This is a genomic window from Streptomyces sp. NPDC034099, from assembly GCF_055575415.1.
This window is the reverse complement of sequence record NZ_JBVISR010000005.1, coordinates 410,084-427,848: the sequence shown is the minus strand read 5'-3', so window position 1 is coordinate 427,848 and position 17,765 is coordinate 410,084. Positions and strand designations below refer to the sequence as shown.

The window sequence follows — 17,765 nt, the reverse complement described above, 5'->3', positions numbered from 1 at the left end:
GTGACTTCCCCCGACTCCTCCCTGCCCGTCTCTCCGAGTGGAGACCCCCGATGCCCCACCGCCCCCCGCCGCCCGAGTCCCGGCGGCGTACCCTCGCCGCCCTCGCCCTGGCCTCCGCCCTGACGGCTTCGCTCACCTCCTGCGCGACCGCCGGGGTGTCCGCCGAGGCAGCGCGCCGCACCCTGGTCGTCGACACGGCGTTCAACGCCAAGTCCATCGACCCGGCGCGGGTCTACCAGCCGACCGACTACCTCGTCGACCACGCCCTGTACGAGACGCTGACCACCTACGCCGGCAAAGACCTGCGCACGCCCGTGCCCGGTCTGGCCACCTCGTGGTCCAACTCCGAGGACGGGCAGTCCTGGACGTTCGACCTCCGCGACGACGCCCGCTTCTCCGACGGCAGCCCCGTGGAGGCGAGCGACGTCGTCTTCTCCCTCGACCGGCTGCGCCACGTCGACGCCAGCCCGGCCTATCTGATGGCCGGGATCACCGCCGAGGCCGAGGACGCGCGGACCGTCGTCCTCACCACCGAGTCCCCCCGCGCCGACGTGCCCGCGATGCTCGCCACCCCCCAGTTCGGAGTGGTCAACGCCGACGCGGTGCGCGCCCACGGCGGCACCGACGCGAAGGACGCGGTCACCGAGGACAAGGCCGAGACCTGGCTGAACACTCAGTCCGCGGGCTCGGGGCCGTACCGGCTGAAGAGCTACAGCAACTCCTCGCAGATCGTCCTGGAGGCCAACCCGGAGTACGCCGGTGACGCACCGGCATATCCCCGGGTGATCATCCGGAACGTGCCGTCCGCGCAACAGCAGTTGCTCGGGGTGCAGTCCGGCGACTCGCAGATCGCCCTCGACATCTCGGCGCTGCAGACCAAGGGCCTGCACGGCGACGACCTCGTGGTCGACGACAGCCGGGCGGCCGAGGTGCTCTACCTCGCGGTCAGCCGCGCGAAGAACCTCCCCACCGCCTCCGCCGACGTGCAGAAGGCGATCCGGCTCGGCATCGACTACGAGGGCCTCGTCGAGATCGCCGGCCCCGGCTCCGACCAGGCCACAGGCATCCTGCCGACCGTCTTCACCGGGGGCCTCGGCAAGGCGGACGCCGCCGCCTACGACCCCGGGGCGGCCCGTGCCCTCGTCGAGAAGGCCGAGAGGGAACAGGGCTTGAGGAAGATCGAGCTGACCCTCGACTACGCCAGTGACTACCACCGGCTGGCCGGCCTCGACTACGGCGTACTGGCCCAGCGCATCCAGAGCGACCTGGGGAAGATCGGCATCACCGTCACGCTCCGGCCCTCGCCGACGTCGACCTCCCTCCAGCGGTACGTGGACGGCGAGACGCAACTCGCCCTGTGGTCCTACCCGCCGGACTACCTCGACCCCCAGAACGTCCTCGGCTTCGCGCCCGGCGACTTCCTCTCGAAGCGGGTGCACTGGCCCGCGCAGGACGCCCCCGGACTCGGCGCCCTCACGAAGACGGCGTACGGCTCGGTCGACGAGCAGGACCGGCTCACCGCCTACACGGCCTGGAACCGTGCCATGAACGAGGACGGCCCCTTCGTCCCGCTGCTGGAGCCGAACTTCGTCACCGTCGCCTCGCCCGAGGTCACGGGACTGGTACGCAACCCGCTCTACTACCTCGACCTGGCCGCGCTCGGCCGCTCGGAGGGGTGACCCGTGACCGAGACCGCCCCCGGCCCCGCCCTCGCCGGACCGGCCCCCGCACCGGCGGACCCGCCGGCCCCCGCCAAGGACACCCGCCGCAGGATGCCGCCCCTGCTGGGGTACGCACTGCGCCGCGTCGCCTCCTCGGTGCTGATCGTCTTCGGCGTCACCCTGGTGACCTTCCTGCTCAGCTCCGTCGTCCCGGCGGACCCGGCCACCGCCAACCTCGGCCAGCGCGCCCTGGACGACCCCGGGATCGTCGCCCGCTACCGCGCCGAGCAGGGCCTCGACCGGTCGCTGCCGGTTCAGTACGCCTCCTACCTCGGCAACCTCCTCACCGGGGACCTGGGCACCTCGCAGCAGACCCAGCGCCCGGTCCTCGACGACCTCGCGGAGAAACTCCCCGCCACCCTCGAGCTGGTCGTCGTCGCCACCGTGATGGCCCTGGTCGTCGGTGTGCTGTTCGGTGTGCTCGCCGCGAAGGGACGCGACGGACGCCTCGACCGGACAGCCCGCACCCTGTCACTCACCGGGGTCTCCCTGCCGACCTTCTGGATCGGCATGGTCGCCGCCGTGCTCTTCGTCAAGAACCTCGGCGTCCTGCCCGGCTCCGGGCGGCTCGCCCCCGCCCTCGACCCACCGGACCAGATCACCGGCTTCTACACGGCCGACGCCCTCCTGGCAGGCGATCTCGACGCCTTCGCGTCGGCAGCCGCCCATCTCGTCCTGCCCGCCTCGGTCCTCGCCCTGTCCGTCGTCGGCATGGTGCTGCGTTTCACCCGCAGCGCGGTGCTGGAGGCGCTGTCGTCCGACTTCGTCAAGGCCGGGCGCGCCAAGGGACTGCGGGGGCGCGGCGTCCTGTGGGGCTACGCGGTGCGCTCGGCGTCCGGCCAGCTGATCACCGCCACCACCCTCTCCTTCAGCCTGCTGCTCGCCGCGACCGTCTACATCGAGCAGCAGTTCTCCTGGAACGGCATCGGTCAGTACGCCTTCCGCAGCTCGACCAATCTCGACCTGCCCGCCGTGATGGGCGTGTCCATCCTCATCGCCCTGGTCTTCGTCGTGGTCAACCTGGTCGCCGACCTGCTGTACGCCGCCTTCGACCCGAGGATCCGCCTCTCATGACCGCTACTCACGCCCCGGTCACCGCACCGGGCCACCGCACGGGACGGGTGGCCGGCGCCTGGCGCTGGGCACGCCGCAACCCCGCGCAAGGCGCCGCCGTCGGCGTGCTGCTCCTGTGGGCGGTCGTCATCGTCCTCGCACCCGCATTCGCACCGTACGACCCGCTCGACCAGAGCGCCGTGCCCCTGGAGGGCGCCTCGTCCGCGCACTGGCTGGGCACCGACCCCGCCGGGCGCGACGTGCTCTCCCGTGTCCTGTACGGCGCCAGGCTGTCCGTACCGGTGGGTCTGCTGCTCATCACGGTGACCGCCGTGATCGGCACGGTCGTCGGTCTCGTCGCGGGCTTCTTCGGCGGCTGGGTCGACGAGGTCCTGATGCGCGTCACCGACGTCGTCTTCGCCTTCCCGGTCATCATCCTGGCGATGGCCGTTGCCGCCTCGCTCGGCCCCTCCCTGCCCAACTCCGTGCTCGCGGGCGCCCTCGTCTGGTGGCCCGGCTACGCACGCACCGTGCGCTCCGCCGTGCTCTCCCTGCGCGAGACGGACTACGTGCACGCCAACCGGCTCGCCGGGGTCGGCTCGGTCCGCTCCATCCTCGTGGACCTGGTCCCCGGCATCGCCGGTTCGCTCCTGGTCCTGGCCATGCTCGACGTCGGCGGCGCGATCCTGCTGCTCGCCGGGCTGTCCTTCCTCGGGCTCGGCGCCAGGCCACCGGCCGCCGAGTGGGGATCGATGATCTCCGAGGCGTCGCAGTACTTCAACCAGTGGTGGCTCGCGGTCGTCCCCGGGCTCGCCATCGTCACGGTCGTGGTCGCCTTCAACGTCCTCGGCGACGCCCTGCGCGACCGGCTCGACCCCAAGCTCTCGACGGCTGGAGAACGATGATGAGTGGGGACCGGACCCTCGACACGCGCACCCCGCTGGACACCCGTGCCGGTACGGGCACGGCGCGCACCGGTACGACGGGGCCCGGTACGGCCGTCGAGCCCCTGCTGCGCGTACGGGACCTGACGGTCACCCTGTCCCGGGCCGGGCGCGATGTCCGGCTCGTCGACGGAGTCGGCCTGGAGGTCCGCCCCGGCGAGGTGCTGGGCATCGCCGGGGAATCCGGCAGCGGCAAGACCGTGACCGGCATGACCCTGGTGGGCCTCGGACCCGACCGGGCCACTGTCACCGGGTCGGTCCGCTTCGACGGCCGGGAACTGGTCGGACTCCCCGACAAGGAGTGGGGGCAGGTGCGCGGACGGGACATCGCGGTCGTCTTCCAGGACCCGTCCTCCGCCCTGCACCCGATGCTCACCGTCGGCCGGCAGCTCACCGACCACGTCCGCCGCCACCAGGGCGTCAGCCGCAAGCACGCGGCCGCCCGCGCGGCCGAACTGCTCGACCTGGTGCGGATCCCCGGTGGCGTCTCGGCCGCCGCCCGCTACCCGCACCAGTTCTCCGGCGGCATGCGCCAGCGCATCGCCATCGCCTCCGCCCTGGCCTGCGGCCCGCGCCTGCTCATCGCCGACGAGCCGACCACCGCCCTCGACGTCACCGTCCAGGCCGGAATCGTCGAACTCCTCGACGAACTGCGGCGCGAGACGGGCATGGCCGTCGTCATGGTCACCCACGACCTCGGCGTCCTGTCCTCCGTCGCCGACCGGATCGCCGTCTTCTACTCCGGCCGCGTCATCGAGACCGGCACCGTCTCCGAAGTCATCGGCACGCCTCAACACCCCTACACACGAGGCCTGTTGCAGGCCCTGCCGCACGCCTCGCTCGGCAAACGGTCCGCCGTCGGACACGCCGTGCCGCTGCGTCCCATCCCCGGCTCGGCCCCCGCCGCCGACGCACCGGTGCCCGGCTGTCCCTTCCACCCGCGCTGCTCGTCGGCGATCGACGGCTGCGACCGCACCCGTCCGGTGCCGGTCACGATCGGCCCCGCCCGTACGGTCGCCTGCGTACTCGCCGAGCCCGGCGTCGTCCGCCCCGCCGACGCCCCACCGACTCCCGGCCCCCTCCCCGCGGCCGACACCCCCGCCAGGAGGAAGGCATGAGCGTGCCCGCAGCCCACCGGACCGCACCGCTGCTCAGCGTCGAGGACGTGGTCGTCGAATACCCGCGCAAGGGGCTGCCGCCGATGCGCGCCCTGGCAGGCGTCGGCCTGGAGATCATGCCCGGCGAAGTCGTGGGCATCGTCGGGGAGTCCGGCTGCGGCAAGTCCACCCTGGCCCGGGCCATCACCGGTCTCGCACCGGTGCGGGCGGGCGCCGTCGCCTTCGACGGCACGCCGGTCGGGCCCATGGGGCGTCGGCGCCGCGCCGCCGACCTGTTGCCGTTGCAGATGGTGTTCCAGGACCCGAACGCCTCGCTCAACCCCCGGCGCACCATCGGCGCGCAGATCCAGGAAGTCGTGGCCGCCCGCGAACGCGCGCAGGGCACCGGACGCGGCCGACGCGACCCGGAGACCGCCCGCGAGGCCGTCGAGGCGCTGCGGCGGGTCGGCCTTCCGGACGGAGCGGCGCACAAGTACCCGCACGAGTTCTCCGGCGGGCAGCGGCAGCGGGCCGCCATCGCCCGGGCGCTCGCCTCCCGTCCGAAGATGATCGTCGCGGACGAGCCGGTGTCGGCCCTCGACGCCTCCGCGCAGGCGGCGGTGGCGAATCTCCTGCGCGACCTGTCGCGTGAGGAGGGCATCGCCCTCGCGTTCATCTCGCACGACCTGGCGGTGGTCGGCGCGCTCGCCGACCGGGTGGTCGTCATGTACCTCGGCCGTGTCGTCGAGACGGGCACCGTCGAACAGATCTTCAACGCGCCGCGGCACCCTTACACCCGGGCCCTGCTGGCTGCCGTGCCCGTACCGGACGGCACCGGGTCCCGCCCGCGGGCGCTGACCGGTGAGGTGCCCGACCCGGGCAGCCCCCCGCCCGGCTGCCGTTTCCACCCGCGCTGCCCGCTGTCCGTCTGCCGTTGCCACACGGACGAGCCCGTGCTGCTGGGGGCGCCGGGCACGACGGTGCACTCCGAGGTGGCCTGCTGGGTCGCGCAGGCGCAGGCACCGGCGACGGTCTGAATGCGCGGCCCCCCACCGAGGGCCCGCACGCCCGTGTAGGGCCCTCGGTGGCCGCGCGGGACGGGCGGGCCGCGAGAAGCCGGGAGGCTCGGCGTGGTCACCGGTCGGGACGGTGCAGCGGGGCCGACCGGCGGAGCAAGGTCGCTTGCCGCCTTCGCTGCCCCGAGGGCGCGGCAGGGGCGCTTGCCGCACCTTGCCTGGTGAGGCGGCCCTTCTGGGTCTCTAGAAAAGCAGCTCCGCTCGCCACAAACTGTGGGCGGTTGGTCCGGGTATGGTCCGGATCTTGGTTCGACGTATTCGTGGTGATGAGCGCTGCTCGCATGTTGCGCTGGTACGACGATGACGGCCTCGGCACTGCTTCGAGAACCGACGACGGGTCGTGGAGGATTGCCCTGACCGATCCGCACGAAGGCTGGTTCCGGCGCCGGCGCGGCTATTCGGCCCTGCCCTACAACCGTGGCGCCGTCCTCGCAGGACCGCGACGACACGGCGTTGAGAATTCGTCCCGTGGGGGCTCGGCCGGCCGACGCGTCGCGGCGGCGGGTTGATCATCAGTGCCTACCAGTGCCTCCCGACTCTGTGACGCCCCCGGGTCGTGGTCGCAGAATCACGGTTCGAAGGGGCGGCGCCGGCGCACTACGGCTGTGAGTGCGCTTCCGCTGCTTTTCGCCATTCGTCGGCAGAATTCCGCTGGGCGTGACCGGGGCTGTTTTCGCAGGTGAGAGGCGGACGGGCACGCGCCGTGTGAAAACTGGCGGAAGGCCATGGTGAACCGCTCGGGAGCTGAGAAGGGCATGCGCCCTGCTGAGCCGCCTCAGGCTCGCTGCCCCGTGAATTGGCCCGACGGCGCGGACCCTCCTGGCCGGATGGCGACTCGACCGGGGCGTAGCGCCGTGATGACCCATCAGCTGCTGTCAGTGCCCACTGCTACACCCTTTGTTGGGATGAGCCGCGCTCCGCGGCCCACCGACGGGAGGGGGAAACATGTCGAAGGTGCCGGACGGGTTCCACCGGGTGCGTGGACACATCCGTCGCAATCCGAAGCCCAGGAGCGCCAGGCGCATGAGCGGTTGGATGATGGCCGGCCTATTGGCCGGCGTGTGGCTGTGGGGGCAGGTGATCGGGTTCAGTGAGTCCACCGCCACGACACCGCCGACGAATCCGAAGCCGGCGGCCAGCGCGACGGCCGACCGCTGATGGGACGGATGCGTCCGCGGCGCCCTCGCGGTGCCGCGGAACTGGTCGCAGCGGCTGTGGTCGCCCTGGCTGTGCTCGTCCTGGTGGCACGGACGGCGGCCACCGCGGTCGGCACACTGAAGGCGGCCTGGCCTGCCCTGCTGGCTCTCGCCCTGCTCACGGGAGCCGTCGCGGCGTGGCGGATCAGGCAGGCGACCACGATGCGGCGTCGGGAGAGGGAGCGGCTGGCCACGCTGCGGATCACGCTCGCGGAGTTCGACACCATGGACGACCGTCGCTTCGAGTACGTCCTGCGGGATCTGCTGGTCCGCGACGGCTGGCCGGCCCGCAGAGTGGGGGGCGGTGGCGACCAGGCCGCCGACGTCATCGGTGACCATCCGCAGCGCGGCCGGATCGTGGTGCAGGCCAAGCACACCCGCGTCGGCGGGAAAGTGGGCTCAGCTGTGATGTACGCGGTGAAGGGGACCGCCGGGCCGGTCCACAAAGCCGATCACGCTGTCGTCGTCACCAACGGAGCCTTCACCCGCGATGCCATGGTGTGGGGCGACAGACACGGCGTCCACTGGATCGACCGGGAAAGGCTTCGGCGCTGGGCCGAGGACGGTGCCGCTCTGCACGAGCTCCTGGGATCGTCCGCACGGTCCCGCCCGAGCCGATTCAGGCGTGCGGCATGACTGGCAAAGAGCGTGATCGCTACCCAAGACGTCTGGAGGTGCCAGGCGAGCGGCCGGTCCGGGACGAAGGCGATGAACCGTCACCCTGCGCCCTCCCCGCTCTTGCCCGGGTCGGCATCCCAGCGAGTGATGGCCCTGCCCAGGTCTCCGCCCTTGGCTTGGCAGTTGCGCGGGATGTCGAACAGGATCCAGAAACCGCTGACCGTCCAGGCCACGGAACCGTGGGCTGAAGTTGCAGCCGAGGATCTTGAACAGGCCGAACACCATGCCGGAGATCGCCGTGCGGTTCGGCTCCGCCCTGTGAGCACCTCGCAGAGGCAAGGAGCTCAGCGGGTCGGCAGTTCGTTGTGCTCCCGGCGGGAGGCTGTGCCGAGCACTGTACGCGCAACATCTTCGAGTGATCCGAGCAGCGGGTTGGGGTCATCAGCGCGCGTGACGAGCATGACTTCGCAGGGATCGATGTCGATGACCGGTACCAGGGCGATGTCCTCACGTACAGCGGCGCGTCGATCGCTGGAAGGGAAGATCGCGACACAGTGGCCGGTGGCGATGAGTTCCAGCTTGTCCTCGTAGCTGTCGTCGATCGCGGGCGGGGGTGGTGCCGGTCGGTCGCCGACCGGCTTGGGCGTGCTCCAGACGACCGGAGTACTGACGCAGGCCACCAGTCCCTCGTCCGACAGGGCCCGCAGGCTGACGGGTTTCCCGTTCGCCAGATGATGGCTCGCCGACGTGACGAGCACCCGCGGCTCCTCATGGAGCTTGGTCACCCGGAGGCCGTCCGCGGCGAAGGGCAGGGCGTTGTATGCGACGAGGGCGTCGACCCGCCGCTCGGCGAGGGCGTGCGTGTCCTGCCAGTCGAGGTGCCGGGTGCGGACCTGGCTGTCGGGGTGCCGACGGCGCAGTTCCTGCACACAGGCGGTGATGACGAGTCCTTCGGCGCAGCCGACGGTGATGGTACGGGGCTGGGCGGCGGCTCTGGCCGTGCGGGCGGCCTGCTCGGCCTCGTGGAGCAGTGTCCGGGCTCTGGGAAGGAAGGCCCGACCGGCATCGGTGAGGCTGCTGCCCTGCGGCGAGCGGTCGAAAAGCCGGACACCGAGCTGAGCTTCCAGTCGCTGAATCTGGCGGCTCAGCGACGGCTGTGCCAGGTGCAGCTTGGTGGCGGCCCGGCCGAAGTTGCCGTACTCCGCCACGACCGTGAAATAGCGCACGAGCCGCAGATCGACGTCCATTCGCTCAGGGTACGTCGCGCGCCGTCATACGCCTGTGGCATGACGACATACGGAACAGGTCTTGGACAGGGTGTGCGGGTGGGTATTTGGCTTGAGGGCATGACCACCTATGACGGCAAGAAGATCGTGATCACGGGCGGAAGCAGCGGTATAGGCCTGGCTGCGGCCCAACTGTTCACGGACGGTGGGGCGCACGTACTGATCACAGGCCGCACCCACTCATCCCTGGACACCGCGTTGGAACAGCTGGGGAACAAGGCGATCGCCGTCCGTAGCGACGCCGCGTCCTTGAAGGACATCAAGGCGCTGGCCGACACGGTCCAGGAGCGGTTCGGCGCGGTGGACGCGCTGTTCGTCAACGCCGGCGTCACTGCGGCCGCGCCGTTCGACTCGACGACGGAGGAGATGTACGACGAGCTGTTCGGCATCAACACCAAGGGCCCGTACTTCACGGTGCAGGCGCTGGCGCCGCTGATGCGCGAGGGAAGCGGCGTGGTGCTCACCACATCGGTGGTGAACGTCCTGGGCCTCGACACCCTCAGCGTCTACTCGGCGAGCAAGGCGGCCCTGCGGTCGATGACGCGTACCCTGGCCCGCGAACTGCTGCCACGCAAGGTGCGCGTCAATGCCGTGAGCCCCGGCCCGATCGACTCGGGCATCCTGGACCGCTCCTCGCTGCCCGCCGATGTCGTCGAGGCGACGAAGGACACCTACCGGAGCACCATCCCGATGCAGCGGCTGGGGTCGTCCGAAGAGGTGGCTGCCGCGGTGGCGTACTTGGCGTTCGGTGCGACCTTCTCGACGGGAACGGAGTTCCCCGTCGACGGCGGGGCTTCGCAACTCTAGGTGCTGTGACCGGGAAGGTTCGCCGGGTTCGGACATCGAGGCCGGCCTGGCCTTCTACCGCCTGCTGGCACTCGGGATCCGCTACGAACGTCTGCGGGAGCGGTTTGCCTACTCGAACTCAACGGTGGGAGCCGAGGGGCGAGCAGCCGTCGGACGGGGACCGTCCCACCGGGCCCCCGTGCCCGTCGGCGCGGACGTTGTTCATCTCGTGGCAGCGTCCCGCAGGGACAGGCACCGAGCCGACGCCCGCGTGGATCCGGGTCGGCAAGATCGTCGTCGGGCGTGCGGGCGCGGATGCGGCCTTGAGGTTGCTCCCCGATGTCCACCCCCGGGAGCAACCTCAGCTCTGACCTCCACCTGCATGGCAGGCCCCCTAGACGCTCAACGGTTCAGTGGGGTGGGTCGAGGATGACCCCGCCGGAGAACTCGGATGCTTCCGCCAGGAGGGACTTCGGGATCTCGAAGCCATCGGGGCGCGGGGTGGTGAGGTCGCGTCCGGCCTGGCGAAACATGCCCTCCATGCCGCCGGGCGTTGCGATCACCAAAAGGTCGGCGCGGTCGGAGGTAGTGCCCGACCGGACGTCACGGGTAGTAGCATCGCGAGACTACTTTCAGCTTGAAACCTTATGAGGACCACCGAAGAGGAGAAGTCGTGCCCGACCGTGGGAGCCGCGTCACCTTCCAGTATGGGCAGGAGTTCCTGGCCGCGATCTCCGAGCGCTGGAACTACCAGATCCTGCGGGAGGTGTTCTTCGGTGTGGGCCGCTTCGGCGAGCTCAAGCGGGCCCTGGGTATCTCGGCGAACATCCTCACCGCGCGGCTCAACAGCCTGACCGAGCTGGGACTCCTCACCAAACGCGCCTACCGATCCGACAAGCCCTGGTACGAGTACGAGCTCACCGACAGCGCCCGCGAACTCGTCGTCCCGGCCATCGCGGCCGTCACGCGCTGGGCCGAGACCCATGCGACCGACACCGACGTCACGCGCCACCCGCTGATGCACACGACGTGCGGCAATCCGACCAATCCGTACCTCGCGTGCAGCAGTTGCCATCAGCCGGTCGAGGCCTCGACTCTGCGGCCGACGGCCGCAGAGGAGGGTGGTGCCGGCCGGCGGGGGGGATCGGCTCCCGCGGCGCCGGGCGACTGATCTCCTCACCCTGATCAAAGTAGTAGCGTTTTGAAACTAGTAGCGTTACGATACTAGTTCGAACGTCTTTTGGTCACGAGAGGACCGATCATGACCGTGAACTGGCTCGAAGGGGTTACCGAGAAGCTGATCCCCACCTCACTGGGCCTGATCAACGTGCGCGTCGGCGGCCGTTCCGCCGGCCCCGCCATGGTGTGCTGGCCGAGCCTGATGATGGACGGCACCATGTGGCAGTACCAGTACGAGCACTTCGCTCCGACCCACCGCGTCGTGCTCATCGACAGCCCCGGACACGGCAGGTCCGACGCGCTGCGCAAGATCATCGACCTCAAGGACTGCTCCGACGCGCTCGTCGACATCCTCGACGCGCTCGACATCGACAAGTGTGTTCTGGTCGGCAACAGTTGGGGCGGCATGCTCGCCGGCGTCTTCCCGGCCTACCACCCGGAGCGGACCGCGGCGGCGATCGGCATCAACTGCACCGCCTCCCTGCCCACGACGGTCGAGAGCATCTGGGCCACCGCGCTGTCCACGTTCCTCTCGCTTCACTCGAAGATGCCGCCGCTGGCCGCCAAGGCCGCCCGCGCCGCCTTCGCCGGTCCCACCGCCGAGGTCACCAACCCGGAGTTCACGGAGTTCACCAAGTTCGTGCTGCAGGACGACCCGAAGTCGGTCGCGTGGGCGCTGCGCAGCATCCTCATAGGCCGCAAGGACGAGCACCGCCGCCTGAGCACCATCAGGAACGTGCCCGTCCTGATCATCGCCGGTGAGGAGGACAGCCAGTTCCCGGTGCACGTGGTGCGGAAGATGGCGGACGCCATCGCGGGCAGTACCTTCCGTGTACTCCAGCACACCGCGCACCTCGCCGCCCGCGAGAACCCCGAAGGCGTCAACGCCGAGATCGACGCCTTCCTCGCCACCGTGCCCGCCACAGTCTGATCCGGAGACCGACACCATGGCAGACACCGCACACGCCACGGCCGTACCCGACTGGGTGCTGAAGTTCATGGACGCCATCGACACCCTGGAGTTCGGCGAGGGCTTCGCGCCGCTGACCGAGGACACCGACATGTTCTTCGGTACCGAGCACATCCGCGGCGTCGAGGCCATCAAGGCGTTCTTCGTCAAGATCGATGAGCCGCTGAACATCACCCACGAGGTCCTGGAGTTCTGGACGGCGGGCGACGGCGTCCGTCTGCTGCGCGGCGAGGCCACCATGGCCAAGAAGAGCGCGCCGAACCAGGTGGTGCGCGCCCCGTTCACGCACATCTTCTACCTCGACCAGGAAGAGCCCGCCCGCGTCCGGACGCTCCGCGTCACCGCGGGCCCGCTTCAGACCGACGCCGTGATGTGACCCGACTCCGGGGTACGCCGCGAGCGCTTGGGGCCCCGCGGGTCGTGGTGAGGGCGCCTGACCGGCAAAGAAGCGGGTCAGACGCCTTCTTTCGTGCCTCTAGAAGAAGCCCAGCCTCTTCGGCGAGTACGACACCAGCAGATTCTTGGTCTGCTGGTAGTGCTCCAGCATCATCTTGTGGTTCTCCCGGCCGATGCCCGACTGCTTGTAGCCGCCGAAGGCGGCGTGCGCCGGGTAGGCGTGGTAGCAGTTCGTCCATACGCGTCCCGCCTGGATCGCGCGGCCGGCGCGGTAGGCGGTGTTCATGTCGCGGGTCCACACACCGGCGCCGAGGCCGTACAGGGTGTCGTTGGCCGTCTTGATCGCGTCGTCGAAGTCGTCGAAGGACGTCACCGACACGACCGGGCCGAAGATCTCCTCCTGGAAGATCCGCATGCGGTTGTGGCCCTCGAAGATCGTCGGCTGGACGTAGTAGCCGCCCTTCAACTCGCCCTCGTGCTCGACCCGCTCACCGCCGGTGAGTACCTTGGCGCCTTCCTGGCGGCCGATGTCCAGGTAGGAGAGGATCTTCTCCAGCTGGTCGTTGGAGGCCTGCGCGCCGATCATCGTGTCGGTGTCCAGCGGATGGCCCGGTTTGATCAGCTCGGTGCGGGCGACGGCGGCCTCCATGAACTCGGCGTAGCTGCCGCGCTGGACGAGCGCCCGGGACGGGCAGGTGCAGACCTCGCCCTGGTTGAGCGCGAACATCGTGAAGCCCTCGAGCGCCTTGTCGCGGAAGTCGTCGTCCCGCGCCCAGACGTCGTCGAAGAAGATGTTCGGCGACTTGCCGCCCAGCTCCAGCGTGACCGGTTTGATGTTCTCCGAGGCGTACTGCATGATCAGCCGCCCGGTGGTGGTCTCCCCGGTGAACGCCACCTTCGCCACCCGGGGGCTCGACGCCAGGGGTTTGCCCGCCTCCACGCCGAAGCCGTTGACGACGTTCAGGACGCCGGGCGGCAGCAGGTCCGCGACCAGGCTCAGCCAGTAGTGGATCGAGGCCGGGGTCTGCTCCGCGGGCTTCAGGACCACCGCGTTCCCGGCGGCGAGGGCGGGCGCGAGCTTCCAGGCCGCCATCAGGATCGGGAAGTTCCACGGGATGATCTGGGCGACGACTCCCAGGGGCTCGTGGAAGTGGTAGGCCACGGTGTCGTCGTCGATCTCGCCGAGAGAGCCCTCCTGGGCGCGGATCGCGCCCGCGAAGTAGCGGAAGTGGTCGATGGCGAGCGGGATGTCCGCCGCCAGCGTCTCGCGCACCGGCTTGCCGTTCTCCCAGCTCTCGGCGACCGCCAGGCGCTCCAGATTCGCCTCCATACGGTCGGCGATCTTCAGCAGGATGTCGGAACGCTCGGTCACCGATGTACGGCCCCAGCCCGGAGCCGCCTCGTGCGCGGCGTCGAGCGCCAGCTCCACGTCGTCCGCCGTGCCGCGCGCGATCTCGGTGAACGGCAGGCCATTCACCGGGGAAGGGTTCTCGAAGTACTGTCCGCGCGCCGGCGGCACGTACTCGCCGCCGATGAAGTGGTCGTAGCGCGACTGATAGGAGACGATCGCGCCCTCGGTGCCGGGCGCCGCGTAACGGGTCATCCTCTGTGCCTCCCTCATCGAGCGCTGCCCGCCGTTGGACAGCTCTGCGCGTGAGGCTAGGAAGCGGGACGTTGCAGCGACGTTGCGCGCGCCGCCTGCCGACGCGTGCGCTTGCCGAGGGCCACTGACCGGCGGGCGCTCATCTCGCGTTCGGTGCCGCCAGCTCCGACTCCAGCGCCGCGAGCCGGGAACGCGTCGACGCCGTGGGCCGGACCGCCGCGAGTGCGCGCCACACGTCGAGGTCGTCCTCCCCCCACGGTGCGTGGGCCCAGTCGGCCAGCAGGTCCGGATCACCGCAGGTGATCAGCGCTGCGCGCAGACCGTCGGCGAGCCGGCGCCTGAGCCGTACGACCGCCGGGGCCTGGGACCCGGGCAGCAGCGGACCCGCGTACCTCGTCGCCGCCGCCGTCACCGCCCCGGCCCGCAGACGACGTTCGACGACACCCGCGTCGGAGTCGACGGGCAGCGTGAGCCGGTACGGCCGGGACGCCAGCCGGCCGGGCCCCAGGATGCCGCGCAGGCGTGCCAGTTCCGCCCGCAGCGTCACCGGGGGCACCGTCTCGTCCTCGTACAGCGCGCAGAGCAACTCGTCGCCCGTCAGACCCTCCGGATGGTGGGCCAGCAGCACCACGATCTCGCTGTGCCGCCGGCTCAGCCGGACCCTGCGGCCGTCCGCGCTCAGCAGGGCCTCGTCACGGCCCAGCGCGGTCAGCTCGGCCGCCTCGGGACCGGACCGCTCGGGCGTGAGCAGCGCCAGCTGCGACTCCGCGGCACGCGCCACCGCCTGTACGAAGCCCAGACTGTGCGGATGCGCCAGACCGTCCCCGCCCGTGATGTCCACGGCACCGAGCACCCGGCCGGTACGGGGATCGTGCACCGGAGCGGCGGCGCAGGTCCAGGGCTGGACCCGGCGTATGAAGTGCTCGGCCGCGAAGACCTGCACCGGACGGCCGACGGCCACCGCCGTGCCCGGCGCGTTCGTCCCGACGGCCGACTCCGACCAGCGGGCCCCCGGCACGAAGTTCATCCGTCCCGCCCGGCGCCGGGTGGCCGCGTCCCCCTCGACCCACAGCAGCCTGCCGTGCGCGTCGCACACGGCGAGCAGATGCTCGCCGTCGGAGGCGAACGTCCCCAGCAGCTCCCGGACCAGCGGCATCACCCGCGACAGGGGGTGTTCCGCCCGATAGGCGCCGAGGTCACCGTCCATCAGCTCCACGCTCGCGGTGCCGTCCGGGCCGACACCCGCCCGGACCGACCGCCGCCACGACTCCGCCACCACGGTGCGCACGGGCCGCGCCACCGTCCCCGCTGCGGTGAAGGTCTCGTGGGCCCGGCGCAGGGTCCGCGCGCGCTCGGCGGGGTCGGCTCCCGGTTCCAGAGCCAGCCATGAATCAGTCAACTCGGCCTCCCCGGACGGTGTGGCGGTGTGGGACATCGTGACTCCGCTGCTCCGCGCGGACAACCACTTCGACCAGCCGGATCACCCGAAGGTGGCGTTCCGAGAGGACCGGGTGAAGAGGCCGGGGGAGCGGTCAGGAGAGGTTGACCAGTCTGATGTAGCGGGTCCAGTCCCAGAAGGGCCCCGGGTCCGTGTGGTCGCTGCCGGGCACCTCGTGGTGCGCGATGATGTGCGTGCGGTCCATGGGAATTCCGTAGGAGGTGCAGACCGCCGCGGTGAGCCGGGCCGACTGCTCGTAGAGGGCGTCGGTGAAGTACTCGGGCCGGTCCACCCACCCCTCGTGTTCGATCCCGATGCTGCGGGTGTTGTAGTCCCAGTTGCCCGCGTGCCAGGCGATGTCCGTCTCCCGGACACACTGTGCGACGTGCCCGTCGGAGGACCGGACGACGTAGTGCGCGGACACCTGCCTCTCGGGATCGCGGAAGATGGACAGGGTGTCGGCGTACGTCTCCTGCGTGACGTGGACGACCACATAGTCGACGGGGTAGGCCGTGGGGCGGCTCGACCGGCTGTAGTTCGACGTGTTCGCCGGCAGCCACTCCGCGGAGGGGTAGTCGACGGCACGGGCCCGCGCGGTGGCCTGTGTACCGGAGAGCAGGGTGTACGGGACGGTGGCCAGCGCGGCGCCCTGGAGGAGCCGCCGCCTGGTCGGAGCGGGTGCTGTCCTTTCCCTTTCCATGGGATTGCCCTTTCGTCGGAGGGGCCCTGGGCCCGGTGAGGGGTGGCTGCTCGGCCGTGCGGCACGAGGGAACGACATGCCGCACCGACTTGCCGCACCGACAGGTCGCAGCGACATGACGGAGCGGCATGAACCGCGCAGCAGAACGCCGACGCGGACGTCCGACCGCCCCGGGGCGAGGTGCGTCCGCGTGAATCACCGTACGGGGGGCGGGGGTTGCGCAGTAGAGCGCCGCGCCGTTCCGTGGACAGCCACCGCCTTGTGGACACACCGCTCACTCGATCGAGTGAATCGGAGCGACGGGCCAGGCCGTCGGCGGACCCTCCGCCGGGCAGGCGTCAGGCCCGCTCCGCCAGGGCGCCCGGGTCGTCCAGGACGGCCCGCACCACGGAGTGCGCGGCGCCGAGCAGCGGTCCCTGCGGACCCAGCTCCGAGACCGCGACCGGGCAGGCGGGGCCGGCCGTGCGCCGGGCCAGTTCGTCACGCAGCGACGGCAGCAGCCAGGGCGCGAGACCGGCCAGGGCGCCGCCCAGCACCACGCCCTCGGGGTCCAGCAGGTTCACCGCCCCGGTCAGGGCGATGCCGAGTGCCGTGCCCGCCTCGCGCAGAGCACGCCGTACGTCCTCGTCGCCCTCCGCCGCACGTCCGGCGAGCAGCCCGACGCGGTCTTCCCCGGGTTCCACTCCCGCCGCACGCAGTACCGCCTTCTCGCCGGCGTACTGCTCCAGGCACCCGCGCCCGCCGCAGGCGCACTCGGGCCCGTCGGGATGGACCGGCACATGCCCCAGCTCACCGGCGAACCCGCGGGTACCGCGCAGCAGCCGGCCGTCGAACACCACGGCCGCACCGATGCCGATCTCGGCCGAGACGTGCAGGAAGTCCCGGGGCGTGCCGTCACCGAGCCAGAGTTCGGCGAGCGCGCCGAAGTTGGCCTCGTTGTCCACCGCCGGTGGCAGGTCCGCGGGCAGCAGCGCGCCGAGGTCGGCGTCGTGCCAGTCCAGGTTCGGGGCGCGTACGACGGTCCGGCCGTCCCGGGCCACGAGACCCGGCACGGCCACCGCGAGCCCCGCCGGCCACAGTCCCTCGGCCTCCGCCTCCGACACGACCTGCCGTACCAGCGCGGTGAGCTGCGCGAGCACCGGCTCCGGAGAACGGCCTCGATTGCTGCCGTACCGCACGGCACGCGCGCGTACCCGGCCGCGCAGGTCGACCGCGCAGACCGCGAGATGGTCGACGCCGACCTCCGCGCCGATGCCGGCCGGGCCCTGCGCGCTGACAGCGAGCGCCGACCCGGGCCGGCCCACGCGGCCGGGGCGCTCGGGACCCAGCTCCTCCAGCAGGCCCGAGCGGACGAGTTCGTCCACGAGGCTAGACACCGCCGCTCGCGTCAGCCCGATCCGTGAGGCGACCGCGGCCCGGGACAGTGGGCCCTCGGCGCTGACGGTGTGCATCACCCGCGCGAGATTGCGGCGGCGCATTCCCTGCTGGGTGTCCGGCAGCGCGCGTCCGGGACGGGGTGGGTGGGCTTCGTGCGGCGGTGCGGTCATGCCTCCGTCAGTCCTCGTTCCGTCGTCGCTCGATCCGGCCTCCGGCCGGTGACCGCTGGTCGCGGTGCACGGTGTGCCGTCCGATGCCGGACACGCCGGGCGGGGTGGCTACGCACGTCAGGTCCGGCTGCGCCCCCCTGCGGCGCACCCGCGAC

General features: G+C 71.0%; 17 protein-coding genes. 11 read left to right on the top strand and 6 right to left on the bottom strand.

Translation table 11 applies throughout. The annotated features are described in order from the left end of the window. The first annotated feature begins 50 nt into the window (after positions 1 to 50). The 7 genes from ACZ56V_RS17760 (at position 51) to ACZ56V_RS17730 (ending at position 7,723) form a co-directional block, all read left to right on the top strand. Positions 51 to 1,679 (top strand): ABC transporter substrate-binding protein, encoded by a 1,629-nt coding sequence (locus ACZ56V_RS17760; protein ID WP_468943242.1) that lies wholly within the window; start codon positions 51 to 53, stop codon positions 1,677 to 1,679. Positions 1,680 to 1,682: 3 nt separating this feature from the next. Next, entirely contained in the window at positions 1,683 to 2,795 is a 1,113-nt protein-coding gene (locus tag ACZ56V_RS17755) for an ABC transporter permease (RefSeq protein WP_468943239.1), read from the top strand. Further along, a complete protein-coding gene (locus ACZ56V_RS17750; RefSeq protein ID WP_468943237.1) occupies positions 2,792 to 3,679 on the top strand; it encodes an ABC transporter permease in 888 nt (295 codons plus the stop codon). Before ACZ56V_RS17755 ends, ACZ56V_RS17750 begins: the two co-directional genes overlap by 4 nt. Beyond that, positions 3,679 to 4,836, top strand: a complete 1,158-nt coding sequence (locus tag ACZ56V_RS17745; RefSeq protein WP_468943234.1) for an ABC transporter ATP-binding protein — start codon at positions 3,679 to 3,681, stop codon at positions 4,834 to 4,836. Before ACZ56V_RS17750 ends, ACZ56V_RS17745 begins: the two co-directional genes overlap by 1 nt. Continuing rightward, on the top strand, positions 4,833 to 5,852 hold the full coding sequence (locus ACZ56V_RS17740; RefSeq protein WP_468943232.1) for an ABC transporter ATP-binding protein: 1,020 nt from the start codon (positions 4,833 to 4,835) through the stop codon (positions 5,850 to 5,852). Before ACZ56V_RS17745 ends, ACZ56V_RS17740 begins: the two co-directional genes overlap by 4 nt. Before the next feature lie 984 nt (positions 5,853 to 6,836). After that, positions 6,837 to 7,049: a hypothetical protein gene (locus ACZ56V_RS17735; protein ID WP_468943230.1), complete on the top strand. Its 213-nt coding sequence runs from the start codon at positions 6,837 to 6,839 to the stop codon at positions 7,047 to 7,049. Beyond that, positions 7,049 to 7,723, top strand: coding sequence for a restriction endonuclease (locus ACZ56V_RS17730; protein WP_467381379.1), 675 nt, complete (start codon positions 7,049 to 7,051; stop codon positions 7,721 to 7,723). The genes ACZ56V_RS17735 and ACZ56V_RS17730 overlap by 1 nt, the downstream gene beginning before the upstream one ends. Positions 7,724 to 8,049: 326 nt before the next feature. Here ACZ56V_RS17730 and ACZ56V_RS17725 read toward each other — a convergent pair whose 3' ends face one another. Continuing rightward, positions 8,050 to 8,952 (bottom strand): LysR family transcriptional regulator, encoded by a 903-nt coding sequence (locus ACZ56V_RS17725; protein ID WP_398911976.1) that lies wholly within the window; start codon positions 8,950 to 8,952, stop codon positions 8,050 to 8,052. Between the two features lie 99 nt (positions 8,953 to 9,051). On the opposite strand from ACZ56V_RS17725, the gene ACZ56V_RS17720 reads away from it, so the two are divergent. After that, entirely contained in the window at positions 9,052 to 9,798 is a 747-nt protein-coding gene (locus ACZ56V_RS17720) for an SDR family oxidoreductase (protein WP_467381377.1), read from the top strand. Between the two features lie 389 nt (positions 9,799 to 10,187). Here the strand turns inward: ACZ56V_RS17720 and ACZ56V_RS17715 are convergent, their stop codons facing one another. Beyond that, positions 10,188 to 10,310, bottom strand: a complete 123-nt coding sequence (locus ACZ56V_RS17715; protein WP_468943225.1) for a hypothetical protein — start codon at positions 10,308 to 10,310, stop codon at positions 10,188 to 10,190. A 140-nt stretch (positions 10,311 to 10,450) separates the two neighbouring features. Between ACZ56V_RS17715 and ACZ56V_RS17710 the strand changes: the two genes are divergently transcribed. From ACZ56V_RS17710 to ACZ56V_RS17700, 3 genes are all read left to right on the top strand, one after another. Next, the gene (locus ACZ56V_RS17710) at positions 10,451 to 10,948 is read left to right on the top strand and encodes a winged helix-turn-helix transcriptional regulator (RefSeq protein ID WP_468943223.1); all 498 of its coding nucleotides are present in this window, start codon (positions 10,451 to 10,453) and stop codon (positions 10,946 to 10,948) included. Between the two features lie 90 nt (positions 10,949 to 11,038). Then, positions 11,039 to 11,887, top strand: coding sequence for an alpha/beta fold hydrolase (locus tag ACZ56V_RS17705; RefSeq protein WP_468943220.1), 849 nt, complete (start codon positions 11,039 to 11,041; stop codon positions 11,885 to 11,887). A 16-nt stretch (positions 11,888 to 11,903) separates the two neighbouring features. After that, entirely contained in the window at positions 11,904 to 12,302 is a 399-nt protein-coding gene (locus tag ACZ56V_RS17700) for a nuclear transport factor 2 family protein (RefSeq protein ID WP_398911973.1), read from the top strand. Between the two features lie 99 nt (positions 12,303 to 12,401). On the opposite strand, the gene adh is transcribed toward ACZ56V_RS17700, so the two are convergent. The 4 genes from adh to ACZ56V_RS17680 form a co-directional block, all read right to left on the bottom strand. After that, positions 12,402 to 13,925, bottom strand: coding sequence for an aldehyde dehydrogenase (gene adh / locus ACZ56V_RS17695; RefSeq protein WP_467381371.1), 1,524 nt, complete (start codon positions 13,923 to 13,925; stop codon positions 12,402 to 12,404). A 139-nt stretch (positions 13,926 to 14,064) separates the two neighbouring features. Then, positions 14,065 to 15,324: a GAF domain-containing protein gene (locus ACZ56V_RS17690; RefSeq protein ID WP_467381530.1), complete on the bottom strand. Its 1,260-nt coding sequence runs from the start codon at positions 15,322 to 15,324 to the stop codon at positions 14,065 to 14,067. Between the two features lie 133 nt (positions 15,325 to 15,457). After that, positions 15,458 to 16,063 (bottom strand): N-acetylmuramoyl-L-alanine amidase, encoded by a 606-nt coding sequence (locus tag ACZ56V_RS17685; protein ID WP_398911970.1) that lies wholly within the window; start codon positions 16,061 to 16,063, stop codon positions 15,458 to 15,460. A gap of 338 nt (positions 16,064 to 16,401) precedes the next feature. Further along, entirely contained in the window at positions 16,402 to 17,610 is a 1,209-nt protein-coding gene (locus ACZ56V_RS17680) for an ROK family protein (protein ID WP_398911969.1), read from the bottom strand. Between the last annotated feature and the right edge of the window lie 155 nt (positions 17,611 to 17,765).